Source organism: Paraburkholderia podalyriae (assembly GCF_014397785.1).
GTDB lineage: Bacteria > Pseudomonadota > Gammaproteobacteria > Burkholderiales > Burkholderiaceae > Paraburkholderia > Paraburkholderia podalyriae.
In genome coordinates, this window is the sequence record NZ_VZQQ01000040.1 from 26,176 (window position 1) to 51,898 (window position 25,723).

A 25,723-nucleotide genomic window follows, 5' to 3' on the forward strand; every position below is an offset into this window, starting at 1 on the left:
GCGCTTTAGCGGCCAGCCAAACTCAAGCCGCCTTCAACAACCCGTGCGGGTCGATCACAAACTTCTTCGGCGCGCCGCCGTCGAATTGCCGGTAGCCCTCGGGCGCATCGTCGAGCGACACCACCGTCACGTTGACGATATCGGCGATCGGCAAACGATCCCAAAGTATCGCCTGCATCAGATCGCGGTTGTACTTCATCACCGGCGTCTGCCCGGTGTGGAACGAATGCGACTTGGCCCAGCCGAGCCCGAAACGCAAGCTGAGGCTGCCCCGGCGCGCGGCGGCATCGGCCGAGCCGGGATCGTCGGTCACATAGAGTCCGGGAATGCCGATCGCACCAGCCGCCCGAGTGATTTCCATCAGCGAATTGAGCACCGTGGCCGGGGCTTCCTCGTGTGAGCCGCTGCTGCCGTGTCCGTGTGCTTCGAAGCCGACGCAGTCCACCGCGCAATCCACTTCGGGCTTGCCGAGGATCTGCTCGATCTGTTCGCCGAGCGTCGCGTCCTTCGACAGATTGATGGTCTGGAAGCCCATCTTGCGCGCATGCGCGAGGCGCGCCTCGTTCATGTCGCCGACGATCGTGCAGGCCGCGCCCAACAGGCGCGCGGATGCGGCCGCCGCCATGCCGACCGGTCCCGCACCCGCGATATAGACGGTCGCGCCGGGCTTCACGCCGGCCATCACCGCGCCGTGATAGCCGGTCGGCAGAATGTCGGACAGGCAGGTCAGGTCGCGGATCTTCGCCAGCGCCTGCGCGCGGTCCGGAAATTTCAGCAGATTGAAGTCCGCATACGGCACCAGTACGTATTCAGCCTGGCCGCCGATCCAGCCGCCCATGTCGACATAACCATACGCGCCGCCCGCGCGCGACGGATTGACGTTCAGACACACTCCCGTATGCTGCGCCTTGCAGGTCGGGCAGCGTCCGCACGCGACGTTGAACGGCACCGACACCAGATCCCCGACCTGCAGCGTCTCGACGTCGCGCCCAATCTCGATCACTTCGCCGGTAATCTCGTGCCCGAGTACCAGGCCAACTTCGGCGGTCGTGCGGCCACGCACCATGTGCTGATCGGAGCCGCAGATATTCGTGCTCACCACTTTCAGGATCACGCCGTGGCCGATCGACCTGCCGCGTGGATCGACCATCTTCGGATAGTCGATCGACTGTACTTCGACCTTGCCCTGCCCCAGATACACGACGCCGCGATTGCTGCTCATTGTCTCGTCTCCATGTTCGTGAGCGGTGCGCCCCGCACGCTGCACGGCGCACCGTTTCACCAGCGTAGCGGCCGCCCGCAGCGACACCTGTGCCGAACACGACACGCGTTTGGCCGCAACCGACAACGCCGGCATCGCGCGGCTTGCCGCGCATAACTTTTTCTTTACCCTCACGCAACATATCGTCGTTTGCCAGCGCTTCGCGAAAGCCGGATAGTGCAGCCTCCCCCGAATCGCCGATCCACCGATTCACCGATCCACACTCCACGACCGAGGACCCGTTTGCAATGAAGACCCGAGCGCTCAAACTGATAACAACCACCACGTTCGCGCTGTTCACGCTGTCCGGGATCTCACCCGTCAGCCACGCGGCCGAGCCCATCGGCGCGCAACTCAAACCGGCCGTCGATGCCGCGATCCAGCCGCTGATGGCGAAGTACCATATCGCCGGCATGGCGGTCGGCGTGATCGACGACGGCAAGCCCTATGTGTACAACTACGGCGTCGCATCGACGCAAACCGGCAAGCCCGTAACCCGCGACACGCTGTTCGAACTCGGCTCGATCAGCAAGACCTTCACGGCGACGCTCGCGTCGTATGCGCAGCTCGACGGCAAGCTGTCGTTGTCGGACGGCACGGAGCGCTATCTGCCCACGCTGCGCGGCCGCCCGTTCGGCAAAGTCAGCCTGCTGAACCTCGGCACGCACACGCCTGGCGGTCTGCCGCTACAGGTGCCGGACGACATCCATAACGACGCGCAATTGCTGCGGTATTTCCATGACTGGCAGCCCGCTCATGCGCCCGGCACGTTCCGCACTTACTCGAATCCCGGCATCGGCACGCTCGGCCTGATCACCGCGAAGGCGATGGGACAGGATTTCACCGTGCTGATGCAGCAACGCGCGTTTCCGGCGCTCGGCATGAAGAACAGCCACATCGACGTCCCCGCGGCGAAAATGCCGGACTATGCGCAGGGCTATGCGAAAGACGGCGCGCCGGTCCGTCTGACGGGCGGCGTGATTTCCGCCGAAGCCTACGGGGTGAAATCGACCGCCGCGGATATGCTGCGTTACGTGCAGGCGAACATGAACCTGATTCCGCTCGACAGTCAGTGGCAGCGCGCGATCACGGACACGCATACCGGCTACTTCCAGTCCGGCGTGCTGACCCAGGATCTGATCTGGGAGCAGTACCCGTATCCGGTCGAGTTGCGCACTTTGCAGGCCGGCAATTCGCTGGAGATGGTCCTCAACGGGACGCCATCGACCGAAATCAAGCCGCCGTTGCCGCCGCAGCAGAACGTCTGGATCAACAAGACCGGATCGACCAACGGGTTCGGTGCGTATGTCGCGTTCGTGCCGCAAAAGCGCATCGGCATCGTGATGCTCGCCAATCGCAATTTCCCGAACGAAGCGCGCGTGAGCGCCGCGCATCAGATCCTCACGGCGCTGGATGCCGGCAAGCCCTGATACGGCGTGGACTTACGGGCGCAGCCGCGCGCGCGCTGTGCCGGCGATCCGCGCGAGCGCGTCCGCGCTCAGACGGGCCGCGATCTTCTCGACGTACGCATGATGCCGCGCTTCGAGTGGCGCACCGAGCTCCCGCGCGAGCAGATAGCGGATCAGCGCAATGCGCCGATGACGCAGCGCGATACTTTGATCGAGCAGCGCGAGCGCGGCGCCGGCATCGCGCTCATCGCAAGCGCGTGCCGTGAGAAGCGAGGTGGCCGCGCGGGTCGACGTCATGGCGAAATCAGCAAAGCGAGCCGCGCATCGCTCAGCACATCAACGGCTCGGCGGCGTCGAGCATGATCCTGACGAAGTAATCCGCGAAGCTGCGGCGCACGACGATGTCGAAACTGTCGGCGCCCGTGGGCAGCAACGTGATCGACGCCTTGAAGTAATGGCTCTGCGCGCACTGCCCCACCCCGAACAGTTGCGGATGCAGGTCGAGCGGACAGCCGCGCGCGAGCACGTCGCGCGTGCGGGTGCCGCTGATTTCGAGCACCGTGCTGCCGCTGCCGACATCGACCGCCGATGCGAACACGCCCGCGAACGCCGCGCCGAGCTTCGACTGAAACGGCGCCGTACGGGTCGCGTCGTGCGCGGCTTCCGAACGCACGAGCCATTCGTCAGGGCCGAGCCACACCATGTCGTAGCCGTTGCCGCGTGCGACCGTGTTCGCCTGTTCCGGCGGCTTGCAGCCGATCACCTGTTCGACCGCGCGGATGAACGCCGCGTCGCGGGTGTCGCCACGCACGTTCACGAGTTCCAGAAACGGCCGCTCGCCGAGCCGGAACGCGGCGCTCGCGCCTGCCTGATGCTGCTTGAGCAACGCAGCGACTCCCACCAGCGGCGACTCCTGCCATACGCCGCTTTGCCGCCCGGGCGTGCGGGCCACGACCGGCACTGTCCCGCCTGTTTCATTCCACATGTTGACGTGCTCCTTCGCTGTCGTAGAACACCGGACTCGCGATTTTCGCCGCGATCTGTTTGCCGCTCGCGAGCGGAATCGTGACGGTCGTGCCGATCTTGTCGAGACCGCCCTTGACGACCGCCATCGCGATCGAGCGCTTGAGGATCGGGCTGTAATAGCTCGACGTGACGTGTCCCAACATCGGCGCGGTGTCGCCCTGGAACGGACCCGCGACGATCTGCGAGCCTTCGGGGATCACGAACGACGCATCGTCCGCGAGCAGCCCGACCAGTTGCTTGCGCCCCGCCTTCGCGGTGTCCGAGCGGGCGAGCGAGCGCTTGCCGAGAAAGTCTTTCGACTTCGCGACGAGCCCGCTCATGCCGATGTCGTGCGGCGTCATCGAGCCGTCCGTATCCTGGCCGACGATGATGTAGCCCTTCTCCGCGCGCAGCACGTGCATCGTCTCGGTGCCGTACGGCGTGATGTCGAACTCCGCGCCCGCGGCCATCAACGCTTCCCACACCGCGCGCCCGACGTTCGCCGGCACGTTCACTTCATACGCGAGCTCGCCCGAGAAGCTGATGCGCATCACGCGCGATGCCGCCCCCGCCACGGTGCCTTCGCGATATGTCATGAACGGGAACGCCGCATTCGCGAAGTCGATGTCGTCACAGACCTTTTGCAGCAGCCTGCGGCTCATCGGTCCGACCACCGCGAACGTCGCCCAGTGATCGGTGACCGACGCGAGCCGCACGCGCAGGTCGGGCCATTCGGTTTGCAGCCAGCGTTCGAGCCACGTGAGCACGCGCGCCGCGCCGCCGGTGGTGGTCGTCATCATGTAATGCTGCTCGGCGAGGCGCACGGTGACGCCATCGTCGAAGATCATGCCGTTTTCGTCGAGCATCAGGCCGTAGCGGCACTTGCCGACTTCGAGCTTGGTCCACGGATTCGTGTACACCCAGTTCAGCAGCTTCGCGGCGTCGGGGCCCTGAATGTCGATCTTGCCGAGCGTCGACGCATCGAGAATGCCGACGCTCGTGCGCACCGCGAGCGCTTCGCGCGCAACCGCCGCGTGCAGGTCCTCGCCCGCCTTCGGGTAGTACCACGGACGCTTCCAGTTGCCGACGTCCTCGAACGCGGCGCCGTTTTCCACATGCCATTCGTGCACCGCGGTCTTGCGCACCGGATCGAGCCATTCGCCCAGTTCGCGGCCGGCGAAGGTGCCGAACGTGACCGGCGTGTAGTTTGGCCGGAACGTCGTCGTGCCGGTCTCGGGAATGGTCTTGCCGAGCGCCTGCGCGAGAATCGCCATGCCGTTGATGTTGCCGAGCTTGCCCTGGTCGGTGCCGAAACCCATCGCGGTGTAGCGCTTCACGTGTTCGACGGATTCGAAACCTTCACGCGCGGCGAGGAAGATATCGGCGGCCGCCACGTCGTTCTGGAAATCGACGAACTGCTTGGGCCCGCGCGTGGCCAGCTCACGTCCGCCGACGAGCCACAGCGGTTCCAGCTTCGTTTCGCTCAACTCGGCGACCTGCACCGGATTCGGCCGCGCGACGATGTGTCCGGCCGCGCGCGCCGCGTCGACGCCGGCGTCGACCGCGAAGCGGATGCCCTGGCCGAGCGTGAAGTCACCTGCGCAGGCGCCGACGCTGGTTTCCGCCTGGAGCGCCTTACCCGGCACGAAGCAGGCCTTGTCGTCATGCCAATGCGCCTTGCCGCCCGACTGCGCGAACAGATGCAGCACCGGGCTCCAGCCGCCCGACATCGCGAGCAGATCGCACGGCAGCTCGCCCTGTTGCGCGGCGATCCGCCCTTGCGCATACGAGGCGATCGCCACCGACGCGACGCGCAGCTTGCCGTGCGCCGCCGTGACCACCGTGCCGTTCAGCACCTTGATGCCATGGCGGCGGGCGAGCGCGGGCAGCGTGCCCTTCGATTCGCCCGCGCGCGGATCGATCACGCTCACCTGGGCGCCGGCCGCTTTCAGGTCGAGCGCGCATTGATAGCCGTCATCGTTGTTCGTGAACACGACCGCGTTGCGCCCCGGCAGCACCGCATAGCGATGCAGGTAGACCGACACCGCCGATGCGAGCATCACGCCCGGCAGATCGTTGTTGCCGAACACGATCGGCCGTTCATGCGCGCCGGTCGCGAGAATCACGCGTTTCGCGCGGATCTTCCACAACAGTTCGCGCGTGCCCTTGCGTTGCGACACGGGCAGATGATCGGTCAGACGTTGCGTGACCGTGACGAGATTGTGGTCCTGATAGCCGAACGCAGTGCTGCGGCTCAGGATCTTCACGTCGGGCAACTGTCGCAATTCATCCTCGATTTTCTGCACCCACTGCAGCGCGGGCTTGCCATCGATCTCCGCGCCACAGGACAGCAGCGTGCCGCCGAGCTCGGGCTGATCGTCGACGAGCGTCACGCGCGCACCGGACAAGGCCGCCGCGTGCGCGGCCGCGAGCCCGGTCGGGCCGCCGCCGACCACCAGCACGTCGCAATGCGCGAAGCACTTGTCGTAGCGGTCGGCGTCGCGGTGTTGCGGCGCGGTGCCGAGGCCGGCCGCGTCGCGAATCGCTTCCTCGTACTTCGGCCACAATTTGCGCGGCCACATGAAGGTCTTGTAGTAGAAGCCCGCCGGAATGAAGCGCGCGAACTTCTGGTTGATCGCCATGCGGTCCTTCTCGATGCTCGGTTTCGCGTTCACGCTGCTCGCGACGAGCCCCTGGTACAACTCGACCTCGGTGGCCCGCGCGTTCGGCACCGTATAGGCGCCGGTCTCGAGCTGCACGACCGCGTTCGGCTCCTCGACGCCCGCGGTCACGATGCCGCGCGGCCGATGATATTTCCAGCTGCGCGCGACGAAATGCACGCCGTTGGCGAGCAATGCCGACGCGAGCGTATCGCCCTGGTAACCCTGGTATTCGGCGCCGTTGAACGTGAAGCTGAGCGCGATCGCGCGGTTGATCCGGCCACCGGTCGGGAGTCGGTCTTTCTGGCTCATGATGCTTTGCCCTCTTGCTTGTTGCCTGCCTGTGCGTCGCTATTGTCGAGCGACAGCAAGGGTCGCTCGAACGTCTGGTAGCCCTGGAATGCATAGCTGACGGTGTCGCGCTGCGCCTTGAACCAGCGGCGGCAGCCTTGCGCATGCAGCCACTGCTCGCGATGCACGCCGCGCGGGTTCTTGCGCATGAACAGGTAGTCGCCCCATTGCTGGTCGGTGAGCGTGTCGGTGTCGACCGGGCGGACGATGTCCGCCTCGCCGCCGCACGAGAATTCGGTTTCGGCGCGGGGACCGCACCACGGGCATTCGATCAGCAGCATCTGTGTCTCCTCTTCGTTGCGGCGCGTAGCCTTAGTGAGCCACGGCGGCCGCGCCGTGCTCATCGATCAGATGACCGGTATAGAACCGATCCAGCGAGAACGGCGCATTCAACGGATGCGGTTCGTCCTTCGCGATCGTGTGCGCAAAGACCCATCCCGAGCCAGGCGTCGCCTTGAAGCCGCCCGTCCCCCATCCGCAGTTGAAATACAGCCCCTTGACGTCGGTCTTGCTGATGATCGGGCACGCGTCCGGCGACACATCGACGATGCCGCCCCACTGCCGGTTCATCCGCACGCGAGAAAACACCGGGAACATTTCGACGATCGCCTCGAGCGTGCCCTCGATGATATGGAAGCTGCCGCGCTGGCCGAAGCCCGTGTATTGATCGACGCCCGCGCCGATCACGAGATCGCCCTTGTCGGACTGGCTGATATACGCGTGGACCGCGTTCGACATCACGACCGTGTTGACGACCGGCTTGATCGGCTCCGACACGAGCGCCTGCAACGGATGGCTTTCGAGCGGCAGCCGCACGCCGGCCATATCGGCGAGCGTCGAAGTGTTGCCAGCCGTGACGACCGCAACCTTCTTTGCCTTGATGAAGCCCTTGGTCGTGTCGACGCCCGTCACCTGGCTGCCGTTGCGGCGAATGCCGACGACCTGGCAGTTCTGCACGATATCGACGCCGGCTTGGTCCGCGCCGCGCGCGAAACCCCAGGCCACCGCGTCGTGCCGCGCGACGCCGCCGCGCCGCTGGATCGATGCGCCGAGCACCGGGTAGCGGCTGTTCAGATTGATGGTCGGCTCGAGTTCCTTGATCTGGGCGGGCGTGAGGAATTCGGCATCGACGCCGTTCAGACGGTTCGCGTTGACGCGGCGTTCGGTGTCGCGCACATCCTGCAGCGTATGCGCGAGATTCATCACGCCGCGCTGGCTGAACATCACGTTGTAGTTCAGATCCTGCGCGAGCCCTTCCCACAGCTTCATCGCTTTCTCGTAGAGCCCGGCGGACTCGTCCCACAGATAGTTCGAACGCACGATCGTCGTATTGCGCGCGGTATTGCCGCCGCCGATCCAGCCCTTCTCGAGCACCGCGACATTGCGCACGCCGTGCTCCTTGGCGAGGTAGTACGCGGTCGCGAGACCATGCCCGCCGCCGCCGACGATCACGACGTCGTACTCACGTTTGGGCTCGGGGCTGCGCCATTGCCGCTCCCAGTTCTCGTGATACGACATCCCGTTGCGCAGCAGGCTGAATATCGAATAGCGGCTCATCGTTGGTCCTTTGCGGTTTTGCAGATGCTGTGTGCTTCAACACTCGATGACGTTCACGGCGAGTCCACCGCGCGACGTCTCCTTGTATTTCGTCTTCATGTCGGCGCCGGTTTCGCGCATCGTCCGGATCACGCTGTCGAGCGACACCACGTGCTTGCCGTCGCCCTTCATCGCGAGGCGCGCCGCGTTGATCGCCTTGATCGCGCCCATCGCGTTGCGCTCGATGCACGGGATCTGCACCAGCCCGCCGACCGGATCGCACGTCATGCCGAGGTTGTGTTCCATGCCGATTTCGGCGGCGTTCTCGACCTGGGTGGGCGTACCGCCCATCACGGCCGCGAGCGCCGCGGCGGCCATCGAGCAGGCCACCCCCACTTCGCCCTGGCAGCCCACTTCGGCGCCCGAGATCGACGCGGTTTCCTTGTAGATGATGCCGATCGCCGCGGCGGTCAGCAGGAAGTCGACGATGCCCGCGTCGCTCGCCGCATGCATGAACTTCACGTAGTAGTGCAGCACTGCCGGGATCACGCCGGCCGCGCCGTTGGTCGGCGCGGTGACGACCCGGCCGCCCGCGGCGTTCTCCTCGTTGACCGCCATCGCGTACAGGTTGACCCAGTCGAGCATCGACAGCGGGTCGCGCAGCGATTCCTCCGAGTGCGTGCGCAGTCGCTCGCACAGCTCGGCCGCGCGGCGCTTCACGCGCATCGGACCGGGCAGCTCGCCGCGCGCCTTGCAGCCGCGCTCGACGGACGCGGCCATCGTGCGCCAGATCGCCAGCAGGCCTTCGCGCACTTCGGACTCGGGCCGCGTCGCGGATTCGTTGCGCAACGTCACTTCGGCGATCGACAGACCGCTTTCGCGGCACACCCGCATCAGATCGTCGCCGGTGCGAAACGGATACGGCACCTCCGCGTTGGCGCGCTGTCCGTTCACGCGATCCCCATCGCGATTGACGACGAAGCCGCCGCCGATCGAGTAATACTCTTTTTCGACGAGCAACTGACCGTTTTCGTCGAAGGCCTGAAAGCGCATGCCGTTCGGATGCACGACGCCCGAACCCGGTGCGCCCGGCATCAGCTTGCGGTAGAAGCCGACATGTTCACGCTCGTCGAACGCGACCGGATGCTTGCCGAGCAGCACGAGCTGTTTGGTCGCGCGGATCGCGAGCAGCCGCGGCTCGATCAGGTCCGGGTCGAGCCGGTCCGGCAGATTGCCTTCGAGGCCGAGCAGCACCGCCTTGTCGGTGCCGTGGCCCTTGCCGGTCGCGCCGAGCGAGCCGAACAGCTCGGCTCTGACGCGGCGCACGAAGCCGAGCAGATTCGCGTCCTCGATATGCGACGCGAAGCGGCAGGCGGCAATCATCGGCCCGACCGTGTGCGAGCTGGATGGACCGATGCCGATCTTGAACAGATCGAAGACGCTGACGTTCATGGCGAGCCTTGTGCGTTGGGCCTTGCGCGTTGCGATGACCGGAGCGCTTCGCGCTGACTGATGCGCCCGGATGGAATGTACGTATTGCACCGCACGGCGGGCCGGATCGATAGAACAAAAACGGCAACGCAGTGGGATGGCGTCGTCAACCGAGTCACCGCGCGGGCCGCCGGGCACATCTCGCTACGCGTTTGCGACAGGCGCCCAGTTTGCGGCCGGTGATGCTGAAGGCACGCGGTGCTATGCTTGCCTCACCGTTTCGGTTAACGTTCGTTCCTCTTTCGCCGTTCCTTTCGCCGAACCGCCGCGCGCATGAATTCCGCTCAAACACTTGCCCCTCCCTCGCTCGACACCGCCACGAAGCAGCGCATCCGCTTTGGCATCATCCTGCTGCCGAACTTCACGCTGACCGCGTTCTCGGGTTTCGTCGACCTGCTGCGCCTGTCCGCTGACGAAGGCGACTTCAGCAAGCCGGTACGCTGCTCGTGGAGCGTGATCGGGGAAACCCTTGCTCCGGTGCGCGCAAGTTGCGGCATCCAGATCACGCCGTGGGAAACCTTCGAGGCCGCCGAAAAATTCGATTACGTGGTGGTGGTCGGCGGACTGCTGCACTCGGGACCGGCCGCGAGCGAGGCGACGCTCGCGTTCATCCGCCGCGCCGCCGCTCGCGACGCGACGCTGGTCGGCATGTGCACCGGCGTGTTCTCGCTGATGCGCGCGGGCGTGCTCGACGGCCATCGCATCTGCGTGAGCTGGTTTCACTACTGGGATTTCATCGAGCGTTTTCCTTCGGTCGACGAACAGATGCTGGTCGCCGACCGGCTGTTCGTGATCGACCGGCGGCGCATCACCTGTTCCGGCGGCCGTGCGTCGATCGACGTCGCCGCCGCGATCCTGCTGCGTCATTTCGAAACCGCCACGGTGCAGAAGGCGCTGCGCATTCTGCTCGTCGACGACCTGCAGAAAGGCAACGCGCCGCAGCCGCATCCGCCCGGTCTCGCGCCGGCCTCGCATCCGAAGGTCAAGCGCGCGATCCTGCTGATGGAGCAGCACGTGGGCCGCGCGCTGTCGCTCGACGAGCTGGCGGGCAAGCTCGATCTGTCGCCGCGTCAGCTCGAGCGGCTGTTCAAGGCGCAGACCGGCAAGGCGCCGCAGGCGTACGCGAAGCTGGTGCGTCTGCGCACCGCCGCGTGGCTGTTGACGAGTTCGGATAAGACCGTTGCGGATATCGCGTCGAGCTGCGGCTTTTCGGACGCGTCGCATCTGGGACGGGAATTTCGCAAACAGTTCGGCGTGCCGCCGATGATGTATCGCGACCAGCGGGGCACGGCGGCGCAAGCCGACGATGGCTCGTGCTACGACGAAACATTTCCGGGCCGCGCGCAGGCGATCTGAATTCGCGCGGCGCGCTACTCCGACAGGCGCCGCTCGACACTCGGCGCATGCCCGAACTGCGCGCGATACGCCTTGCTGAAATGACACGGCGAATGAAAACCGCACACCGTGGTCACGCGCGCGATCGACGCGTCGGTATTGCGCAGCAGCTCGCGCGCGCGGCGCAGCCGCAAGCTCAGGTAGTAATGCGTCGGCGACACGTTCAGGAACAGCTTGAACATCCGCTGCAAATGACGCTGTGACAGCTTGACGAGCCGCGCGAGTTCATCGAGCGACAGCGGCTCCTCGATGTTCGCTTCCATCAGCCGCACCACTTCGATCAGTTCAGCGCGCGACAGGCCGACCCGCGCGTCGACCGGAATGTGCTGGTAATCGGTCGAACCGCGAATCCGCTCGACGATGAACTGCTCCGACACCTGCGCGGCCACCGCGGAGCCAAGCCGCATGCCGACCAGATGCAGCATCAGATCGAGCGGCGCGGTGCCGCCGGTGCAGGTCAGCCGGTCGCGGTCGATCACGAACAGTTCGTCGTCGAAATGCACGTGCGGATAGCGCTGGTGCAACGGCGACATGTCCTCCCAATGCACGGTCGCGCGATAGCCGTCGAGCAGCCCAGCCGCGAGCAGCGCATACGGGCCTGTGCAGATGCCGCCGAGCGGCACGCGCTGAGCGGCCGCCTCGCGTAGCAGCGCGATCACCGCGTCGTTCACATACTCGCGCACGTGCCAGCCCGCGCACACGAACAGCAGGTCCGGCATGCCGGCCTCGGCGAGCGTGGTGGTCGGCTTCACCGTGATGCCGTTGCTGGCGGGCGTTGGCTCGCCGTCCGGCGTGATCACCGACCACCGGTAGTGCTGCGCGCGGCCCACGTAGTTCGCCATGCGCAGCACCTCGACAGCGCTCGTGAACGCGATCATCGAAAAGTTCGGCAAGGTCAGAAAGCCGACGTGGGCGACCGCGGACAGCCGCGCATCGGCTTCGGTGGAGACGATCGGGTCGCGCTTCATGGCCACGTTCGATAGCCGCATCGGATCAGCGCATCAGCCGTGTTGCGCCGCCGGCTCGCGGCGCACTTTCATCGCCTGGCGCAGGCCCGCGAACAGCGGTGCGCGTGCCTTGCCCGGCGCCCGGCCGAAACTCTCGGTGATGCGGTCCAGAATGATCGCCAGCATCACGACCGACATGCCGCTTTCGAAACCGAGTCCGATATCGAGCCGCTGGATGCTCGCGAGCACGTCGTTGCCGAGGCCGCCCGCGCCGACCATCGACGCGATGATCACCATCGACAGCGCCATCATGATGGTCTGGTTCACGCCGGTCATGATCGACGGCAGCGCGTTCGGAAACTGCACCTTGTACAGCAGTTGCCACGGCGTGCAGCCGAACGCCTGTCCCGCTTCGACGATTTCGCGATTCACGTGCTTGATGCCGAGCGCGGTCAGACGCACCGCGGGCGGCATCGCGAAGATCACCGTCGACAGGATGCCCGGCACGCGGCCGAGGCCGAACAGCATCGCGGCCGGAATCAGATAGACGAACGCGGGCATCGTCTGCATCAGATCGAGCACGGGGCGCACGACCATTTCGACGGTGCGGCTCTTCGCCATCCAGATGCCGAGCGGCACGCCGAGCACGAGACTGATCACCGTCGATGACAGCGTGAGGCCGAGCGTGATCACCATCTGATCCCAGAAGCCGGTGCCGTAGATCAACAGCAGCGCCGCCAGCGTGAACAGCGCGAAGCGCCAGCCGACCCGCCACAAGCCGATGCCGACGAAGAACGCCATCAGCGCCCACATCGGCACGGCCTGCAAACCGTGCTCGACCGCCGCGGCAAAACTCTCGATGACCTTGCCGATCGTGTCGAAGGTCTGCGCATCGTGATCGAGCAGGTAGTGAACGCCGTGATCGACCCAGGCGCCAAGTGGAATGACTTCAGACATGAGAACCTCGATGGCGCGTGAGAACGTTCAGCACGTTCGTCTTGTTGACCGAACCGCAGTAGGAGCCGTCCGCTTCGACGACGGGCAGCGGCGCGTGGCTCGCCACTACGCGCGCGACCACGTCGTCGAGCGGCGCGCTGCGGCGGATGCATTCGATCTGGTTGAGCTGCGGCGACGCGCTGCCCGTCGCATCGCGGCACACGAAGCCGCGAATCCGCCGCTCGCTATCGAGCACGAATGCGTAGTCCGCGCTGCCGTTGAACATCGCGGCGACGTTCGACGCGTCGATCTGCGGCGAGTGCAGCAGCGGCACCGCATCGGTCTGCATCAGGTCGCCGGCCGTCAGATAGCGGCTCGTGTCGATGCCTTCGAAGAACGCGCGCACGTAGTCGTCGGCCGGGTTCTTGATGATTTCCCGCGGCGTGCCGATCTGCACGACCCTGCCGCCTTCCATGATCGCGATGCGCGTGCCGATGCGCATCGCCTCCTCCAGATCGTGCGACACGAACAGGATCGTGCGCTGCTGCTCGCGTTGCAATTCGAGCAGCACGTTCTGCATCTCCTTGCGCTTGAGCGGATCGAGCGCGGAGAACGCCTCGTCCATGATCATCAGCGACGGGTTGACCGCGAGCGCGCGGGCGAGCCCGACGCGCTGCTGCATGCCGCCCGACAGCTCGGCGGGCAGTTTCTGCGCGAACGGCGCAAGGCCGACCTGCTCGAGCACCGTCAGCGCCCGCGCCTCGCGCTCCTTGCGGCCGACGCCCGCCACCTCGAGCCCGAATGCCGCGTTGGCCAGCACGCTGCGCTGCGGCATCAGCGCGAACGACTGGAACACCATGCTCATGTCCTTGCGGCGCAGCGCGATCAGCTCGGCGCGCGGCACGCTCGCGACATCGCGGCCGTCGATCAGCACCTTGCCGGCGCTTGGCTCGACGAGCCGATTGATCAGGCGAATCAGCGTCGACTTGCCCGAGCCGGACAGGCCCATCAGCACGAAGATCTCGCCCTCGCGAACCTCGAACGACGCGTTGTGGACGCCGACGATCTGACCGGTGCGGGCAAACACCTCTTCCTTGGTGGCGCCGCTGGCCAGCATCGCGAGCGCCTGTTTGGGGTTGGTGCCGAACACCTTGCACAGTCCTTCGACCACGACCTTGGGGGAATTCATCGAATGCTCTCCTCGCGTGCGGACGTCCGTCCGCGCTGTGCCTACATAGTTGCCAGAAAAAAGTGCGGCTAGCCGACTAATTGCGACAACCACATGAGGAAATGCGACACCCGGGCGCGGCGCGAGCGCTCGGCTCGGCGACGAAAGCCCTGTGGGATAAGGGATTGGCGCGGATTGGGCCGGCGCGCCGAGTGTGTCGCGCCAGAGCAGATCGTGCTCCGCAACGGCGGTGAGCGCGAGGCGCCCGCGAATCGCCCCGCTCAGGAAATCGACACGCCCAGCAAGCGCCCGACGCCGAACGTAAACCCTGCCGCGATCAGCCCGATGATGATCTGCCGCAGCGCCGAAAACCCCGCGCTGCGTCCGTTGAACAACGACGTGAACACGCCGATCGACGCGAGCGCCAGCATGCTCAGCACGACACACTGCACGATCGCGCTGACGCCATGCGTCCACAGAAAAGGCATCACCGGAAAAATGGCGCCAAGCGCGAACAGACAGAACGACACGCCCGCCGCCGACCACGGATTGCCGCCCAGTTCCGCCGGATCGAGACCGAGCTCCTCGCGGGTCAGGGTGTCGAGCGCCTTGTCCTTGTCGCGCATCATCTGCGAGGCCACGCGTTTCGCCTCGTTCGCGTCGAGCCCTTTGGCGCGGTAGATCAGCGCAAGCTCGTGCTCCTCTGCTTCGGGCTGCTCGTCGATCTCCTGGGCTTCCTTCGCGATCTGCGTGCTCGCGAGTTCGCGCGCATTGGTGACCGATAGCCATTCGCCGAGCGCCATCGAACAGGCACCGGCGATCAGCCCGGCGAGGCCGGTCAACAGGATCGCCTGGTTGGCGGTGCCCGCGCCGGCGACGCCCATGATCAGGCAGAAGTTCGACACGAGGCCGTCGTTCGCGCCGAGGACCGCCGCGCGCAGATCGTTGCCCGACGAGGCGCCCTTGTGCCACGACTCGGCCGACGCAATGCGCGCGCCGGGCGACAGGTCGGTATCGCGGGTGCCCGCGAGCGTCTGCACGACCGCCGCGTGATGATGTTCATCGGCCGACATGTGGCCCGCGTCGCGTTGGCCTTGATATTTGTTGCGGTCCGCGTATTCGGCGGCGGCGAGTGTCGGCAGCACGAAGTCCGCGCCGCACAGACGCACGAGCCCCTTCATCAGGCGCGTTTTGACCGCATGCCCGCGGCCTTTCGGTTCGATGCCGTTGGCCCTGAGCTTGTCGGCCCACACTTGCGCGTGGCTGAGTTCGGATTGCGCGAGATCCTGATAGACCTGCTTGCGGGTCTCGTCTTTCTCGACGTTCGCGAGCGTCTCGTAGAGGGCGGCGCTGTGCAGTTCGTCGGAGAGATTCGCCGTGTAGCGTTTCACTTCATGTCGGGTTGCCATGATCATGCCTCGCAACTGCCCGGCGCCTCGTCAACGATGAATGCGACGCCGGGCGTCCGCCTGTCCGTTACTGGCTGGCAGGCGCACCAACGCCGGCTTTCTTCTGGGCTGCCTGCAGCTTGTCCGGATAGTTCGGATCGTTCTGCGCCGGCTGGTAGCCCGCCTCTTCGAGTTTCTTCAACTCGGCGTTCTTTTTCGCGCGAGCCTGTTTGCGCTCTGCCTTGCGCTCGGCCTTGGTCGGCTTCGGAGTGGTCGTCGTCGCGCCCTGCTGGGCTGCGGCGTCCGTCGAGCCCTGTGCGACCGCGAGCGGAATCGTGCCGGCCACCAGTGCGACGACCGAAACGCCCAGCATGATTCGTTTAATGTCGAAGCTTTTCATCACTGATATCCCCTGAAAAATTGGCAACAACGTACGAGTTGCGTCTGCGAATCGTGAACCACCAGAGCGGGTCGCGCAGCCTCCACGCGAGCCCGTCAACAGGAGCTTACAGCCAAATAGCGGGATGCGGGTCGCGAGCGCGGAGGGCAACGTTCGTCGCTCGATCGACGGCTATTCATGGGTGATATCCTCTGCACCATTTCATGAAGTACTGCATGGCCCTATGAAACGCATCTCTACGCGTGTCGCATTGTTAGCGGGTCTCATCGCCACGCTTTATTTCGGTCTGTTCGACCATACTCCGCAAGGAAGCGAGTGTCGCCAATCGGCACCTGCCCACGGCCTGTACAGGGCGGAGCTTTGCCTGTTGCGATGGATTCCGGGCCGCAGTGGAAGCCCCGAATATGTCGGCCGGCTATTCGATGCCAGGAGCGGAAAGCTGCTTGCACAGCGCACTTTCAGCACGCCAGTCCCCGATCTGTTCTGGTCAACGGGCCTGCGATACTCGCTCAATCCGTATTCGCCGCCCGGTTATCTCGGTCCCTCCGTCGAATTTTCCCGCGGAGATGGCGGTCGAGGAGACTCGAGTATTTCGTTACCGCCGTCGTTCTGGGACAAACTGGTAGCCGCTCGTCCGCGCTTATAGCCGACTGCGTCGTATGCTCGCGCCCGTACCTCGTCCTAACGAAATCAAGACGACGCGCGTTTCCGTCCGTGATTGAGTTTTTGGCATGCCCGCCGCGCCAGGAGTATCGTTTAAGCGCGCCGGAAGCGCCAACACCAGAAGCGACATCAACTCATCGAGGAGGGTGAAACCGTGAAAACAGTCCATCTTTTGAAGGCGCTCGGTATGGCGTTGTGCGTGGCAACCGCAGCCAGCGCCCATGCGCAGGCGAGCGACGCGCAAGCGCCCGCCGCCACGGCAGCCGCGCCGGCCGCGAATGCCCAATCGACGCGCGCGGCAGATCGCAAGCTCGGCCGCGACGTGCGGCGAGCGCTCGGTAAAGCGCCTGGCTTCAATGTATCGAACGTGTTCGTGCGGGCGCGCGGCGGCGCGGTGACGTTGAGCGGCTCGGTGCCTGAGGGCGGCATGATCCAGCAGGCCGGCGACGTCGCGAAAGGCGTGCCGGGCGTGACCTCGGTGAGCAACAAGCTCACGCTGAACCTGCCCGGCCGCGGAAATGGCGGGGGCTGAGCGTCGGAACTCGCCGCGATCGTCCGGCCGAATAGCGCGGCCGCGGTGAGCTCCGGATCGAGCGCAATCATCAGCGCATCAGGCCCGCACGACGCCCGTCATCGGTCTGAGCGCGACTGTCCGCCCGAACAGCGCTGCCGCCGTACGCTCAGGATCGAGCCCGAGACTTTCACTCGCGGTGCCGGCGATCAACGCATCGAGCGAAGCGGTCGGTCTCAGGTCGCGCGACTGATACAGCTGATGCGGCGCGAGGCCCGGCCAATCCGCGATCACGCGTCCGCCGCGCACCGACCCGCCCAGCACCATCGCGACCGCGCCGGTGCCGTGATCGGTGCCGCCCGTGCCGTTCGCCGCCGCGGTCCTGCCAAACTCCGTCGCGACCAGCACCGTGGTGTTGCCCCACGCTGGCCCCATGCCGTCGCGCAACGCCGCGAGCATCGTGTCGAGCGCCTTCAGCTGATTCGCGAGCCGCGCGTTCTGCGCGCTGTGCGTGTCCCACCCGCCGGTCTCTATCATCGCGATGCGTGGACCGTCGTCGCGCGCCAGAAAACTGGCCGCGAGCTTGCCGAGGCTCGCCGGGTCCTGACGCGCGCCGACATCGCCCGCGAGACCGCGCGCGGCCATCGCCGATTCCCACAGCGGACGCAACTGCGCGTCCTGCTCGTACAGCTGCGACACGCGCGCGAGCAGATCGTCGGGCGCCTGCGGCAAGGCCGACGGCGCATACGACGTGACCGTGGCCGGCCCGCGAAGCGCCATCGGCACGGTCGGCGCGAACGCAATGGCGTTTTCGCGGGTGGCGGGCAATTGCGCGGCGAGCCGGTTGAGCCAGCCGTCCTTGATCTGATACGGTGACGTGCCGCCCGTTTCCAGCACGTTCTGTCCGTCGAAATGCGAACGGTCGCGATACGGCGAAGCGACCGCGTGCACGAACAGCGCCTCGCGCTGTGCGTACAGCTTCGCGATCTGCGTGAGCGCCGGATGCAAAGCGAATGTGCCGTCCAGATGCGGCGCGCCCGACGCATCGATTGCGAGCGGTCCGCGCAATGCGGCATACGCGGGGTCCGCGTAAGGCACGACGATGTGCAGGCCGTCGGCCGCGCCGCGCTGGATCACGAACACGAAGCGGCGCTCGGTCGCGACGTGCGCGAACGCAATACGCGGCGACACGAGGAGCGCGCCGGCACCGGCGGCGGCGACGCTCAAAAACTGGCGGCGTGACAGCATGGTATTCATCTCCGTTGAAAATCGGGCGAGACGAGCAATAGCGCGATCGCCGTCGACGCGCTTTCCGCGCGCGACACCGCTATCGCCGTCGGCCCGCTGAGCGAGCCGGCCAGCAAGGTCTGCCCAAGCGAGCGCGCATCGAGTCGGTCGCCGACGCGCGCGGCAAAACGCTGCGCGACTTCGACACGGCGCACCAGCGCGTCGGGCGCGGCCCAGCTCGCGGCGATATCGTCGTAGCCGGCGGGCGAACCGGGCCGCCACACCGGCTGACCGAGCTGCGTGAGAATCGGTGCACTCTGCAGATTGCCGAGGTCGTGCCAGCCGAGTCCGCGCATCGACGAAATGGTCCACTCCCATGGCGTCTTGAACTTCACCGCGCTCGCCGACCACGCTTGCGGCGTCTCGATCAACGCGCGATAGACGGTCGGCAGATCGCCGTCGCTGCGCGCGAACGCATCGGCGAGACGATCGCTGACGCCGGGCGGCGGATTGTCGGCGACGAAGTGGCGCGCGAGCTTCGTGCCGATATGCTGGGCGGTGGCCGGCGCGTGCGCGAGGTCATGCAGGATCGCGAGCGCCTGCTGCTCGCCGGCTTCGTCGTAGCGGCGTCCCATGATCGTGCGCGAGCCGGGCTCGTGCAGCGCGGGGCGAAACACGAAACTGCCGGGTTCGCCGTTCTGCTCCAGCGCGCGACGGTTCGCGTTGGCGCCGCCGTTGCCCGGATTGCCGATGAGGCTCCAGCCGGTCAACGCGCGCGCGAACTCGGTCACGTCGTCCTGGCGATAGCCGCTGCGCACGCCGAGCGTATGCAGCTCCATGATCTCGCGCGCGAGGTTCTCATTGAGCCCGCGTTTGTGGTCCGGATTGCGTTGCGCGGCGCGCAGCGCGGCCATGCTGTCGGGGCCGACCGAGCGGGTCTGGTCGAGGAACAGCTGCATGGCCGGATGACGCTCGACCGCCACCAGCATGTCCTCGAAACGGCCGAGCACATGCGGGCGAATCGCCTCCGCTTCGAACGATCCGGCGAGCGCCGCGACGCCGGGCTTTTCGGTCGACACCGCGAAGTGATTCGCCCAGAAATGCACGAGGCGTTCGATGAACGGTGTCGGCGTGGTCAGCGCGCTCGCCACGCGCGCATTGACCGACGCGCGATACATGTCGAGTATTTCGACGCGCAGTGCTTTTCGTTCGGATTGCCTCGCAGCTTGCGCGTCGGTCTGGCTGGCGGCTGCGGTGTTGCTTGCGGCGTTGCTCGCGTTGGTCCCCTCGCCTGCCGTCTGTTTCGCCTGTTGCTCGATCTGCATGCGCTGCTGCACGAGCTGCGTCGACAACGCGATCGAATCGGGCTGGTTCGCCCAAGCGGCCGGCCGCGGCTGATACTGCTCGAACTGCGCGAGCAGCCAGCCCTTCGGATCGGCGGGCGGCGTGTCGTCGGCGCGCGCGCCGAGGCCGAAGCGGTTCAGTGCGATCGCCGCGGCATTCAGGTTCGGTGAGTTGGCCATACGATCCTCGTCGGCAGGTCACACGCCTGCATATCCGTTAAACGGCCGGCACGCCGAAACCCGTCGCTATCGCGCGCATTTATTTATCCGCCCGATGCGGCATTCGCCGCCGGCTTCTTCGCGTTCGGCCCGGGCTGCGCTTCGCGCCATTGCCCGCGCAGCTTCAGGCTGTCGGCGAACTCGACGCGCTCCTCGGGCGTCAGCGTCGCCGCGAAATCGGCGACGCTCGCTTCGACCATCGCGCGCAGGCTGCTGTCGGCCGCCCGCGTGCGCGCGAGCGCGGCATCGAGCGCCGCGCGATCGAACTGCGGCGCGGCCAGCAGACGCAGCACCTCACGACGCCCTTCGCGTCCTTGGCGTGCATACTGCCGACCGTCGCGGCGCGCGTTCTTCAGACCGTCGATAAACGCTTGCCGCTGCTGCGCCGACAGCGGTTCGGCGGCGAAGCGCAGCGCGTGCTGGTCCTGCGCCGCCGTCGGCTGATTCGCACCGTGCGCAGCGAACCACTGATATGCGCCACCGGCAATCGCACCGAGCAGGAACACGTTGAGCACCGCGGAGCCCAGCAGCGCAAATTTCCACGAGCGCCCGTTCATTCGCCGCTCCAATCGGCGAAGGTGCCGCCGAAGCTCGAAGTCAGATACGAGGACTCATGCACGAGCGGCGCGTTTTCGGTCAGCACGAAGAACGACACCGCGAACGCGCCGGCCACGCCGCCGAGCAGCCCGACGCCGGCCACCGCCGCGCCCGACCACCACAAGCGCCGACGCGCGGCCGGACGTCGGGACGGCGCGCCGTCGATGATGCGGCGCTGCAGTTCGAGGCTCGGCTGCTCGATCTGATCAGCGCCGAGCCATGCATCGAGGCTGGCCGCGTCGCTCAACGCCGCGTCGGCTTCAACCCGATGCGCGCGCGCCCATGCCTGCGCGGCCTCGCGTTCGGGCTCCGGCCAGCGGCGTGCGTCGGAGCCGTACGCTGCAACGATCTGATGGAATCTTTCGGGCGTCATGACTTGTCCTTGCTCAGGCCGCTGCCGGCCAGTTGAGCGCGCAGATTGCGGCGCGCGCGGGTCAGCAGACTTTCCAGCGCATCGACGCTGACGCCCATCGAGGCGGCAGCGTCGACGTTCGACATCTCCTGGTAATAGCTCAGCACGAGCGCTTCGCGCTGTCGCGCCGGCAGCGCGGCGAGCGCCGCGCGCACGCGCGCGTGGTCGGCGCGTGCTTCGAGGCGTGCGTCGGGTGGCGCGGCGGGATCGGCCGAGTCGGGCAGTTCGTCGCTCGGGTCTTCGCGCTGGCCGCGCAGACGGTCATAGCAAAGATTGAGCGCGACCCGATGCATCCATGTGTCGAACTTCGCTTCGCCTTCACGCCAGCGCGCCGCCTGTTTCCAGATTCGCACGAACACCTCCTGCGCAACGTCCTCCGCTTCCATGCGATCGCCGAGCATGCGAGTGGCGAGCGCGAGCAGCCGCGGCAGCTTGCGCGCGACCAGCGAGCGGACCGCGCCGGGCTCCTCACGGCCCACCCGCGCGATCAACTCGGCGTCCGGATCGGGCGGCGCGTCGCTCAAGGCGCGCGGCTCCGTCGCGACCTCGCGCGCGCACATGCGCGTGCGGAGCGCATCACGGGATCAACGTCGTTCACTGGCCGCCGCTCCTTGATCTGTCGTGTTGTCGAGTTGTTATGGTTTCTTGCCGCCAAGCCGCTATTCGGCCTGGTATCAGGTACGCGATCAATATACGACGACCGCCGGCCGGTAATAGGCGGGACGTGCCGGATAGACCACACAGCCGGCGAGCGAGGCCGCGAGCAGAATCATCACGAGTGTTTTCATCGCCAACCCCGTTCAAGCCCAATGTCCTTCGATCCAGCGCCAGTGCGGCCCACGCTGCGCCCAATGCCCGGGCACCCAGCGATAGCCGGCGCGCACCGGCTGCCAGTGGCCAGGCGCCCACACGTATTGGCCATGCTCCCAACGCCAGCGGCCCTGGTCCCACACATATCCCGTCCGAGGCGCGGGCACGACTTCGACGCGCGGCGGCGGCGGTGGGGCCAGCGGCGCGATCATCACTTGCGCGGATGCCGGCCCGGACATCAGCGTGGCTGCGCAGCACAGCGCGGCCGCGAGCGTGGAACCCAGCAGACGAATCATGCTGTTGGTGTTCATGTCGGTTTCTCCGTTCAATGCCCGAAAAAGTCGGCGCCCGAAACGGGCCCGTTTCTACTTGAACGCGGCAGCGAGAAAAATCCGTCGCTGTGTCGAAGAAAAAAACCAGCGGGACAAGACCTCGTTGTCCGCCCGACGACGACCCGGCCCAATGCGGTATGCTCATCCGCTTCGCGAACCTTGTCTGTACCTCTCCCGATGGTCGATTTTCCTTTCGACGCCGTACTCTTCGACTGCGACGGCGTGCTTGTCGATTCCGAACCCATCACGAACCGCGTGCTCACCGAGATGCTGGGCGAGCTCGGCTGGCATCTGAGCGTCGAAGAGACGATGCGCATTTTCGTCGGCAAGACGGTCAAGGACGAAGCCGCGCTGATCGAAGCGCGCACCGGCTTTGCGATCACGGCCGAGTGGCTGACGCAGTTCCGCGCGCGACGCAACTTGGCGCTCGACCACGAGTTGCGCGCCATCGACGGCGCGCCCGCCGCGGTGCGCGCGCTGCAGCGGACGGTGAACGGACGGATTGCGGTGGCATCGGGTGCGGATCGCGTCAAGATCGAATTGCAACTGGTGAAGGCTGGCATTCTCGACTGCTTCGACGGACGCATTTTTAGCGGCCACGAAATGCCGCGCAGCAAGCCGTTTCCCGATGTCTACCTCGCGGCGGCCGCGGGACTCGGCGTTGATCCCGCACGCTGCGCGGTCATCGAGGATACGGTGACGGGCGCGACCGCGGGCGTCGCTGCCGGCGCGACCGTGTTCGGCTATTGCCCGACTCACCTCGGTCATAGCAGCGCGACCGCGTTGCATGGCGCGGGCGCGGTGCACGTGTTCACGCAGATGGCCGAGCTGCCGGCATTGCTCGCGGGATGGCTCAAGCGCTGATCGGCCGACGTGTTGGCGGTTGAACGACATCGGCCTGCCGCAAGTTGGCGGAGGCCGATCAGTATTCGGCCGCACAGATGCAGCCGACCAGCGCCGTAGCCAGTACAGACGGTCAATCGCGCCACATGGCATGGCGCGTGCAACGGACAGGCCCGAGCGCAAAGCATTTGCGCGCTCGATGCCCATTCAACGTTGCCGGAGATTCATCATGACCATCCTGACCCTTGCCGATCTGTCGCGCTGCGACGACCTCGACCATGCCGCTGCACAGTCCGTGCGCGGAGGCCACTCGTGCTTCCCACGCGAATATCCGCCGTCGTGTTATGGCGAAAAGCCGCCGCACTACAACCCGCCCCACTACAACCCGCCCTCGTACAACCCCTGCGAGCCGGTGCATTACGGCTGTGGGCCGGTCTACATGCCGGTCTGCCATCCAGGGCCGGGCAAGATCGTGCCGCTGTAAGCCGGCGGCCTCGCGCCGTTGTGTGCGACGGCGCAAGCACGCATGCATGCATGCATGCGGCCCGGTTCGCCACGACTGGGCCGCGTCGCGTGTTTCGTGCAATTACTCGAAGGCCGGATCGATCGGCACGCGATAGCCGACCGCGAGCCGGTTCGTTTCGTTGGCCATACCGACGATGGCCTGCAGCTCGCCGAACATCTCGTCGGTCATGCCAGCGCGACGCGCCGCGGCCGTGTGGCTCGCGACGCAATAGCCGCAATTGTTCGTCACGCTGACCGCGACGTACAGCAACTCCTTGACGAGCGGATCGAGCGCGCCGGGCGCCATCACTTCCTTCAGGCTGCCACATGTGCGCGTGAGCATCGGCGGATGCTGCGCGATGTACTTCCAGAAGTTGATGAACTCTCCCGCCGCTAAATCTCGTTCGCGGTTGTAGCGGGGGTTTCGCGGGTCGCAGACTTTGACCTGGCGCGTTGCCGCGACAGAGGGTTCGGTCTCGCCGCCACGCCAGTTCCTGGCGTGTGCGCATCGATCAGCAGGACCGACGCTGCGTTCTGGTCGCGTTGCGCTGTGTGCCCGCAATGTGGACACACATGCGTGCGCTGGGCGAGCGTCTTGGGCACAATCTCCCAGCACGCGGCACAGCGTTGCGACGGTTTTAACTGGCGCGTGTTCGCCACATGCAGCCGCGTACCATCATGCTCAATCCGGCCGACAGAATCTCGCGATTCAGCCCGGCCCTTTGCCTGATCATCCGACCGGGCTTTTCCTGCGTGCCTTTGGCCAAACGGCTCATATTATGTGCCAAGCTCCTCAGTCGCGAGTACCGCGCACGCCTTGACCATGCGCGTGGTTTCCTTGTGCAGGAATTCGCGGCGCAGGTTAGCGATGCGCTCGTGCAGCTTCGCCACTTGGGCGCCCAGGCGTCGATATCGTATGGAGCCGCGTGCTCCGGAAAATTACCGAATTAATAGAGTTTGTCGCTTAAATCGCTTCACCCAGCCATTCTCGCGCTTTGGTGGATGCGGACGTGTTAATCCACAGCCAGAAATACATCGATTCAACTTGACTAAACATACAAATTTTCCCGAGATGCTGCGCAAACCCCGCTCCGCTTCAAAAATTTTCCCATGAGGTTTTTCTCAGCGATCCAAACGCCCCACTGCATCTTTCGCAGGATTATTTGATCGCAAGATGGGGGGCGGCATAGTGCGGGTATCGCGTTAGGATTCCCGCGACCGGTTCGTTCTGGCTGCAAACGACGCTTTGAGTTCGAGCGCGATTCTCGGAGGCGGTTCTGACGTCTAGTCGTTAATTACCGCTCCTGCTGATCGGGGTTAAGATCGGAAAGACGCTTGTTTTTTGGTGTCTTTCGATGCCTTACGTGAAAAAATCGCGTGCTTTTTCATAAGTCTCAAAAAATCAGATGATCACGATTTGCAAACGCAAAAGACTATGGTAATGTTGCTCCACTTTCCGCGTCTCTGACGCAACGACTCGGCATGGTATCCATGCCAATTGCTTGACTGGCACCCTGCAATAGTGACGACTTCGGTCGAGCTCCCTTGCACTGCTGGACGGGCCTTTTTAAGAACGCCTCGGGCACGGTTCTTGTAGTCTGTCCAGCGAAAGCAGCTTCTACGCGTCTCTGACGCATCGACGAACGCCCCGGGCACGGCTCTCGTAGTCTGTCCAGCGAAATCCACCTTTCTGGCTGCAGTTCGCCGCACACCACCATGACAAAGCACGCGGCCTGAACTGCCCGTGTTCTTACTGCTTGTGCTGTCAACGAGCGCGGACTTCTGAAGCGCCGTCGACGCATCGACCCCGCCCGCGTCCATCTGGACGAATTCGGGCTAAGCCGACATCCATCGCATGCATCACCTGATGCAGAGGTCGGCCGAATGACTGGCCATTGGAGCGTGACAGAGCACTCTGTCGTGCGGATTATCCAGGCGACTGAGCTGGTTCCCGGTGCGACCGTGGTTATTAGCATGCGCCGATTGTCCGCTTGCGAATAATCGTACGCTTCCTCTGCATCTTTGAGACGCTCGAGCTACTCGAGCCCATCGATGGTTTCGGTCTGCGACGCGCCGCTCTGGCGCACATCAAACATTTCCCTCGCCCTCAAACGCGAGCTCGAGGTGACTTGCTCACCCGAGTTTCCGCCCACATCGTGCTCGCCCTCACGCGAGCCGTCATCGCCCACGTGCTGCATGCACACGAATGCGGTTCGACATCGAATGCGTCGCCAAGCGACGCGCGGTGTTCGTTCCGCCCCGGGCTCTCACTTCCAAGCGCGCAGACCTTTCCACCGGTGCCAACCGGGGACCCT

The 25,723-nt window shown here is 65.5% G+C and carries 25 protein-coding genes and 1 pseudogene; 5 read left to right on the plus strand and 21 right to left on the minus strand.

The genetic code is table 11. The features are described 5' to 3' along the window. Positions 1-22 precede the first annotated feature (22 nt). Positions 23-1,222, minus strand: a complete 1,200-nt coding sequence (gene fdhA / locus F6X42_RS30720) for a formaldehyde dehydrogenase, glutathione-independent (RefSeq protein WP_187637795.1) — start codon at positions 1,220-1,222, stop codon at positions 23-25. A gap of 287 nt (positions 1,223-1,509) precedes the next feature. Between fdhA and ampC the strand changes: the two genes are divergently transcribed. Continuing rightward, positions 1,510-2,691, plus strand: a complete 1,182-nt coding sequence (gene ampC, locus F6X42_RS30725) for a class C beta-lactamase (RefSeq protein ID WP_187637796.1) — start codon at positions 1,510-1,512, stop codon at positions 2,689-2,691. Positions 2,692-2,703: 12 nt separating this feature from the next. Here the strand turns inward: ampC and F6X42_RS30730 are convergent, their stop codons facing one another. From F6X42_RS30730 to F6X42_RS30755, 6 genes are read right to left on the minus strand one after another with little or no spacing between them, the layout of a single operon-like run. Further along, positions 2,704-2,967: a hypothetical protein gene (locus F6X42_RS30730; protein WP_187637797.1), complete on the minus strand. Its 264-nt coding sequence runs from the start codon at positions 2,965-2,967 to the stop codon at positions 2,704-2,706. 31 nt (positions 2,968-2,998) lie between these two features. Continuing rightward, positions 2,999-3,655, minus strand: coding sequence for a sarcosine oxidase subunit gamma (locus F6X42_RS30735; protein WP_187637798.1), 657 nt, complete (start codon positions 3,653-3,655; stop codon positions 2,999-3,001). Further along, on the minus strand, positions 3,645-6,647 hold the full coding sequence (locus F6X42_RS30740) for a sarcosine oxidase subunit alpha family protein (protein ID WP_187637799.1): 3,003 nt from the start codon (positions 6,645-6,647) through the stop codon (positions 3,645-3,647). Before F6X42_RS30740 ends, F6X42_RS30735 begins: the two co-directional genes overlap by 11 nt. Continuing rightward, positions 6,644-6,967, minus strand: a complete 324-nt coding sequence (locus tag F6X42_RS30745) for a sarcosine oxidase subunit delta (RefSeq protein WP_187637800.1) — start codon at positions 6,965-6,967, stop codon at positions 6,644-6,646. Before F6X42_RS30745 ends, F6X42_RS30740 begins: the two co-directional genes overlap by 4 nt. Positions 6,968-6,998: 31 nt before the next feature. Beyond that, positions 6,999-8,243 (minus strand): sarcosine oxidase subunit beta family protein, encoded by a 1,245-nt coding sequence (locus F6X42_RS30750; protein WP_187637801.1) that lies wholly within the window; start codon positions 8,241-8,243, stop codon positions 6,999-7,001. Positions 8,244-8,279: 36 nt separating this feature from the next. After that, positions 8,280-9,674: an L-serine ammonia-lyase gene (locus F6X42_RS30755; RefSeq protein ID WP_187637802.1), complete on the minus strand. Its 1,395-nt coding sequence runs from the start codon at positions 9,672-9,674 to the stop codon at positions 8,280-8,282. 312 nt (positions 9,675-9,986) lie between these two features. Here F6X42_RS30755 and F6X42_RS30760 point away from each other — a divergent pair, with 312 nt between their 5' ends. Further along, complete coding sequence (locus tag F6X42_RS30760) at positions 9,987-11,069, plus strand: GlxA family transcriptional regulator (RefSeq protein WP_187637803.1); 1,083 nt, start codon at positions 9,987-9,989, stop codon at positions 11,067-11,069. 14 nt (positions 11,070-11,083) lie between these two features. On the opposite strand, the gene F6X42_RS30765 is transcribed toward F6X42_RS30760, so the two are convergent. The 5 genes from F6X42_RS30765 to F6X42_RS30785 form a co-directional block, all read right to left on the minus strand. Next, on the minus strand, positions 11,084-12,076 hold the full coding sequence (locus tag F6X42_RS30765; protein ID WP_187637804.1) for a GlxA family transcriptional regulator: 993 nt from the start codon (positions 12,074-12,076) through the stop codon (positions 11,084-11,086). Positions 12,077-12,109: 33 nt separating this feature from the next. Next, on the minus strand, positions 12,110-13,012 hold the full coding sequence (gene choW / locus F6X42_RS30770) for a choline ABC transporter permease subunit (protein WP_187637805.1): 903 nt from the start codon (positions 13,010-13,012) through the stop codon (positions 12,110-12,112). Continuing rightward, positions 13,005-14,180: a quaternary amine ABC transporter ATP-binding protein gene (locus F6X42_RS30775; RefSeq protein WP_187637806.1), complete on the minus strand. Its 1,176-nt coding sequence runs from the start codon at positions 14,178-14,180 to the stop codon at positions 13,005-13,007. Before F6X42_RS30775 ends, choW begins: the two co-directional genes overlap by 8 nt. Positions 14,181-14,440: 260 nt before the next feature. Further along, positions 14,441-15,568: a VIT1/CCC1 transporter family protein gene (locus tag F6X42_RS30780; RefSeq protein ID WP_187637807.1), complete on the minus strand. Its 1,128-nt coding sequence runs from the start codon at positions 15,566-15,568 to the stop codon at positions 14,441-14,443. A 67-nt stretch (positions 15,569-15,635) separates the two neighbouring features. After that, a complete protein-coding gene (locus F6X42_RS30785; RefSeq protein ID WP_187637808.1) occupies positions 15,636-15,947 on the minus strand; it encodes a hypothetical protein in 312 nt (103 codons plus the stop codon). Positions 15,948-16,764: 817 nt separating this feature from the next. On the opposite strand from F6X42_RS30785, the gene F6X42_RS30790 reads away from it, so the two are divergent. Then, positions 16,765-17,142, plus strand: a complete 378-nt coding sequence (locus F6X42_RS30790) for a BON domain-containing protein (protein WP_187637809.1) — start codon at positions 16,765-16,767, stop codon at positions 17,140-17,142. Positions 17,143-17,220: 78 nt separating this feature from the next. Here the strand turns inward: F6X42_RS30790 and F6X42_RS30795 are convergent, their stop codons facing one another. The 6 genes from F6X42_RS30795 to F6X42_RS30820 form a co-directional block, all read right to left on the minus strand. Then, entirely contained in the window at positions 17,221-18,369 is a 1,149-nt protein-coding gene (locus F6X42_RS30795; protein ID WP_187637810.1) for a DUF1501 domain-containing protein, read from the minus strand. Between the two features lie 5 nt (positions 18,370-18,374). After that, a complete protein-coding gene (locus F6X42_RS30800) occupies positions 18,375-19,871 on the minus strand; it encodes a DUF1800 domain-containing protein (RefSeq protein ID WP_187637811.1) in 1,497 nt (498 codons plus the stop codon). Positions 19,872-19,954: 83 nt separating this feature from the next. Next, complete coding sequence (locus tag F6X42_RS30805) at positions 19,955-20,467, minus strand: periplasmic heavy metal sensor (RefSeq protein ID WP_187637812.1); 513 nt, start codon at positions 20,465-20,467, stop codon at positions 19,955-19,957. Next, positions 20,464-20,880 carry a hypothetical protein gene (locus F6X42_RS30810; protein WP_187637813.1) on the minus strand — a complete coding sequence of 139 codons (417 nt, stop codon included), beginning with the start codon at positions 20,878-20,880 and terminating at the stop codon, positions 20,464-20,466. The genes F6X42_RS30805 and F6X42_RS30810 overlap by 4 nt, the downstream gene beginning before the upstream one ends. Beyond that, entirely contained in the window at positions 20,877-21,479 is a 603-nt protein-coding gene (locus F6X42_RS30815) for an RNA polymerase sigma factor (RefSeq protein WP_187637814.1), read from the minus strand. The genes F6X42_RS30810 and F6X42_RS30815 overlap by 4 nt, the downstream gene beginning before the upstream one ends. A 240-nt stretch (positions 21,480-21,719) precedes the next feature. Then, positions 21,720-22,040, minus strand: a complete 321-nt coding sequence (locus F6X42_RS30820) for a YXWGXW repeat-containing protein (RefSeq protein WP_187637815.1) — start codon at positions 22,038-22,040, stop codon at positions 21,720-21,722. 198 nt (positions 22,041-22,238) lie between these two features. On the opposite strand from F6X42_RS30820, the gene F6X42_RS30825 reads away from it, so the two are divergent. Both F6X42_RS30825 and F6X42_RS30830 read left to right on the plus strand, forming a co-directional pair. Next, complete coding sequence (locus tag F6X42_RS30825) at positions 22,239-22,925, plus strand: HAD family hydrolase (protein ID WP_187637816.1); 687 nt, start codon at positions 22,239-22,241, stop codon at positions 22,923-22,925. 208 nt (positions 22,926-23,133) lie between these two features. Beyond that, the gene (locus tag F6X42_RS30830) at positions 23,134-23,388 is read left to right on the plus strand and encodes a hypothetical protein (protein ID WP_187637817.1); all 255 of its coding nucleotides are present in this window, start codon (positions 23,134-23,136) and stop codon (positions 23,386-23,388) included. Positions 23,389-23,490: 102 nt separating this feature from the next. Here F6X42_RS30830 and F6X42_RS30835 read toward each other — a convergent pair. The 3 genes and pseudogenes from F6X42_RS30835 to F6X42_RS46025 form a co-directional block, all read right to left on the minus strand. Beyond that, positions 23,491-23,784: pseudogene (locus F6X42_RS30835) on the minus strand (carboxymuconolactone decarboxylase family protein); the annotation flags it as partial. A gap of 17 nt (positions 23,785-23,801) precedes the next feature. Beyond that, positions 23,802-24,095 carry a zinc ribbon domain-containing protein gene (locus F6X42_RS44350; protein ID WP_429534993.1) on the minus strand — a complete coding sequence of 98 codons (294 nt, stop codon included), beginning with the start codon at positions 24,093-24,095 and terminating at the stop codon, positions 23,802-23,804. Between the two features lie 90 nt (positions 24,096-24,185). After that, positions 24,186-24,326 (minus strand): hypothetical protein, encoded by a 141-nt coding sequence (locus F6X42_RS46025; protein ID WP_376776464.1) that lies wholly within the window; start codon positions 24,324-24,326, stop codon positions 24,186-24,188. Between the last annotated feature and the right edge of the window lie 1,397 nt (positions 24,327-25,723).

What these genes read in the sequence shown, in the direction of transcription:
- fdhA (WP_187637795.1), bottom strand. Translation starts at nt 1,222, where the DNA reads ATGAGCAGCAATCGCGGCGTCGTGTATCTGGGGCAGGGCAAGGTCGAA.
- ampC (WP_187637796.1), top strand. Translation starts at nt 1,510, where the DNA reads ATGAAGACCCGAGCGCTCAAACTGATAACAACCACCACGTTCGCGCTG.
- F6X42_RS30730 (WP_187637797.1), bottom strand. Translation starts at nt 2,967, where the DNA reads ATGACGTCGACCCGCGCGGCCACCTCGCTTCTCACGGCACGCGCTTGC.
- F6X42_RS30735 (WP_187637798.1), bottom strand. Translation starts at nt 3,655, where the DNA reads ATGTGGAATGAAACAGGCGGGACAGTGCCGGTCGTGGCCCGCACGCCC.
- F6X42_RS30740 (WP_187637799.1), bottom strand. Translation starts at nt 6,647, where the DNA reads ATGAGCCAGAAAGACCGACTCCCGACCGGTGGCCGGATCAACCGCGCG.
- F6X42_RS30745 (WP_187637800.1), bottom strand. Translation starts at nt 6,967, where the DNA reads ATGCTGCTGATCGAATGCCCGTGGTGCGGTCCCCGCGCCGAAACCGAA.
- F6X42_RS30750 (WP_187637801.1), bottom strand. Translation starts at nt 8,243, where the DNA reads ATGAGCCGCTATTCGATATTCAGCCTGCTGCGCAACGGGATGTCGTAT.
- F6X42_RS30755 (WP_187637802.1), bottom strand. Translation starts at nt 9,674, where the DNA reads ATGAACGTCAGCGTCTTCGATCTGTTCAAGATCGGCATCGGTCCATCC.
- F6X42_RS30760 (WP_187637803.1), top strand. Translation starts at nt 9,987, where the DNA reads ATGAATTCCGCTCAAACACTTGCCCCTCCCTCGCTCGACACCGCCACG.
- F6X42_RS30765 (WP_187637804.1), bottom strand. Translation starts at nt 12,076, where the DNA reads ATGAAGCGCGACCCGATCGTCTCCACCGAAGCCGATGCGCGGCTGTCC.
- choW (WP_187637805.1), bottom strand. Translation starts at nt 13,012, where the DNA reads ATGTCTGAAGTCATTCCACTTGGCGCCTGGGTCGATCACGGCGTTCAC.
- F6X42_RS30775 (WP_187637806.1), bottom strand. Translation starts at nt 14,180, where the DNA reads ATGAATTCCCCCAAGGTCGTGGTCGAAGGACTGTGCAAGGTGTTCGGC.
- F6X42_RS30780 (WP_187637807.1), bottom strand. Translation starts at nt 15,568, where the DNA reads ATGGCAACCCGACATGAAGTGAAACGCTACACGGCGAATCTCTCCGAC.
- F6X42_RS30785 (WP_187637808.1), bottom strand. Translation starts at nt 15,947, where the DNA reads ATGAAAAGCTTCGACATTAAACGAATCATGCTGGGCGTTTCGGTCGTC.
- F6X42_RS30795 (WP_187637810.1), bottom strand. Translation starts at nt 18,369, where the DNA reads ATGCTGTCACGCCGCCAGTTTTTGAGCGTCGCCGCCGCCGGTGCCGGC.
- F6X42_RS30800 (WP_187637811.1), bottom strand. Translation starts at nt 19,871, where the DNA reads ATGGCCAACTCACCGAACCTGAATGCCGCGGCGATCGCACTGAACCGC.
- F6X42_RS30805 (WP_187637812.1), bottom strand. Translation starts at nt 20,467, where the DNA reads ATGAACGGGCGCTCGTGGAAATTTGCGCTGCTGGGCTCCGCGGTGCTC.
- F6X42_RS30810 (WP_187637813.1), bottom strand. Translation starts at nt 20,880, where the DNA reads ATGACGCCCGAAAGATTCCATCAGATCGTTGCAGCGTACGGCTCCGAC.
- F6X42_RS30815 (WP_187637814.1), bottom strand. Translation starts at nt 21,479, where the DNA reads ATGTGCGCGCGCGAGGTCGCGACGGAGCCGCGCGCCTTGAGCGACGCG.
- F6X42_RS30820 (WP_187637815.1), bottom strand. Translation starts at nt 22,040, where the DNA reads ATGAACACCAACAGCATGATTCGTCTGCTGGGTTCCACGCTCGCGGCC.
- F6X42_RS30825 (WP_187637816.1), top strand. Translation starts at nt 22,239, where the DNA reads ATGGTCGATTTTCCTTTCGACGCCGTACTCTTCGACTGCGACGGCGTG.
- F6X42_RS30830 (WP_187637817.1), top strand. Translation starts at nt 23,134, where the DNA reads ATGACCATCCTGACCCTTGCCGATCTGTCGCGCTGCGACGACCTCGAC.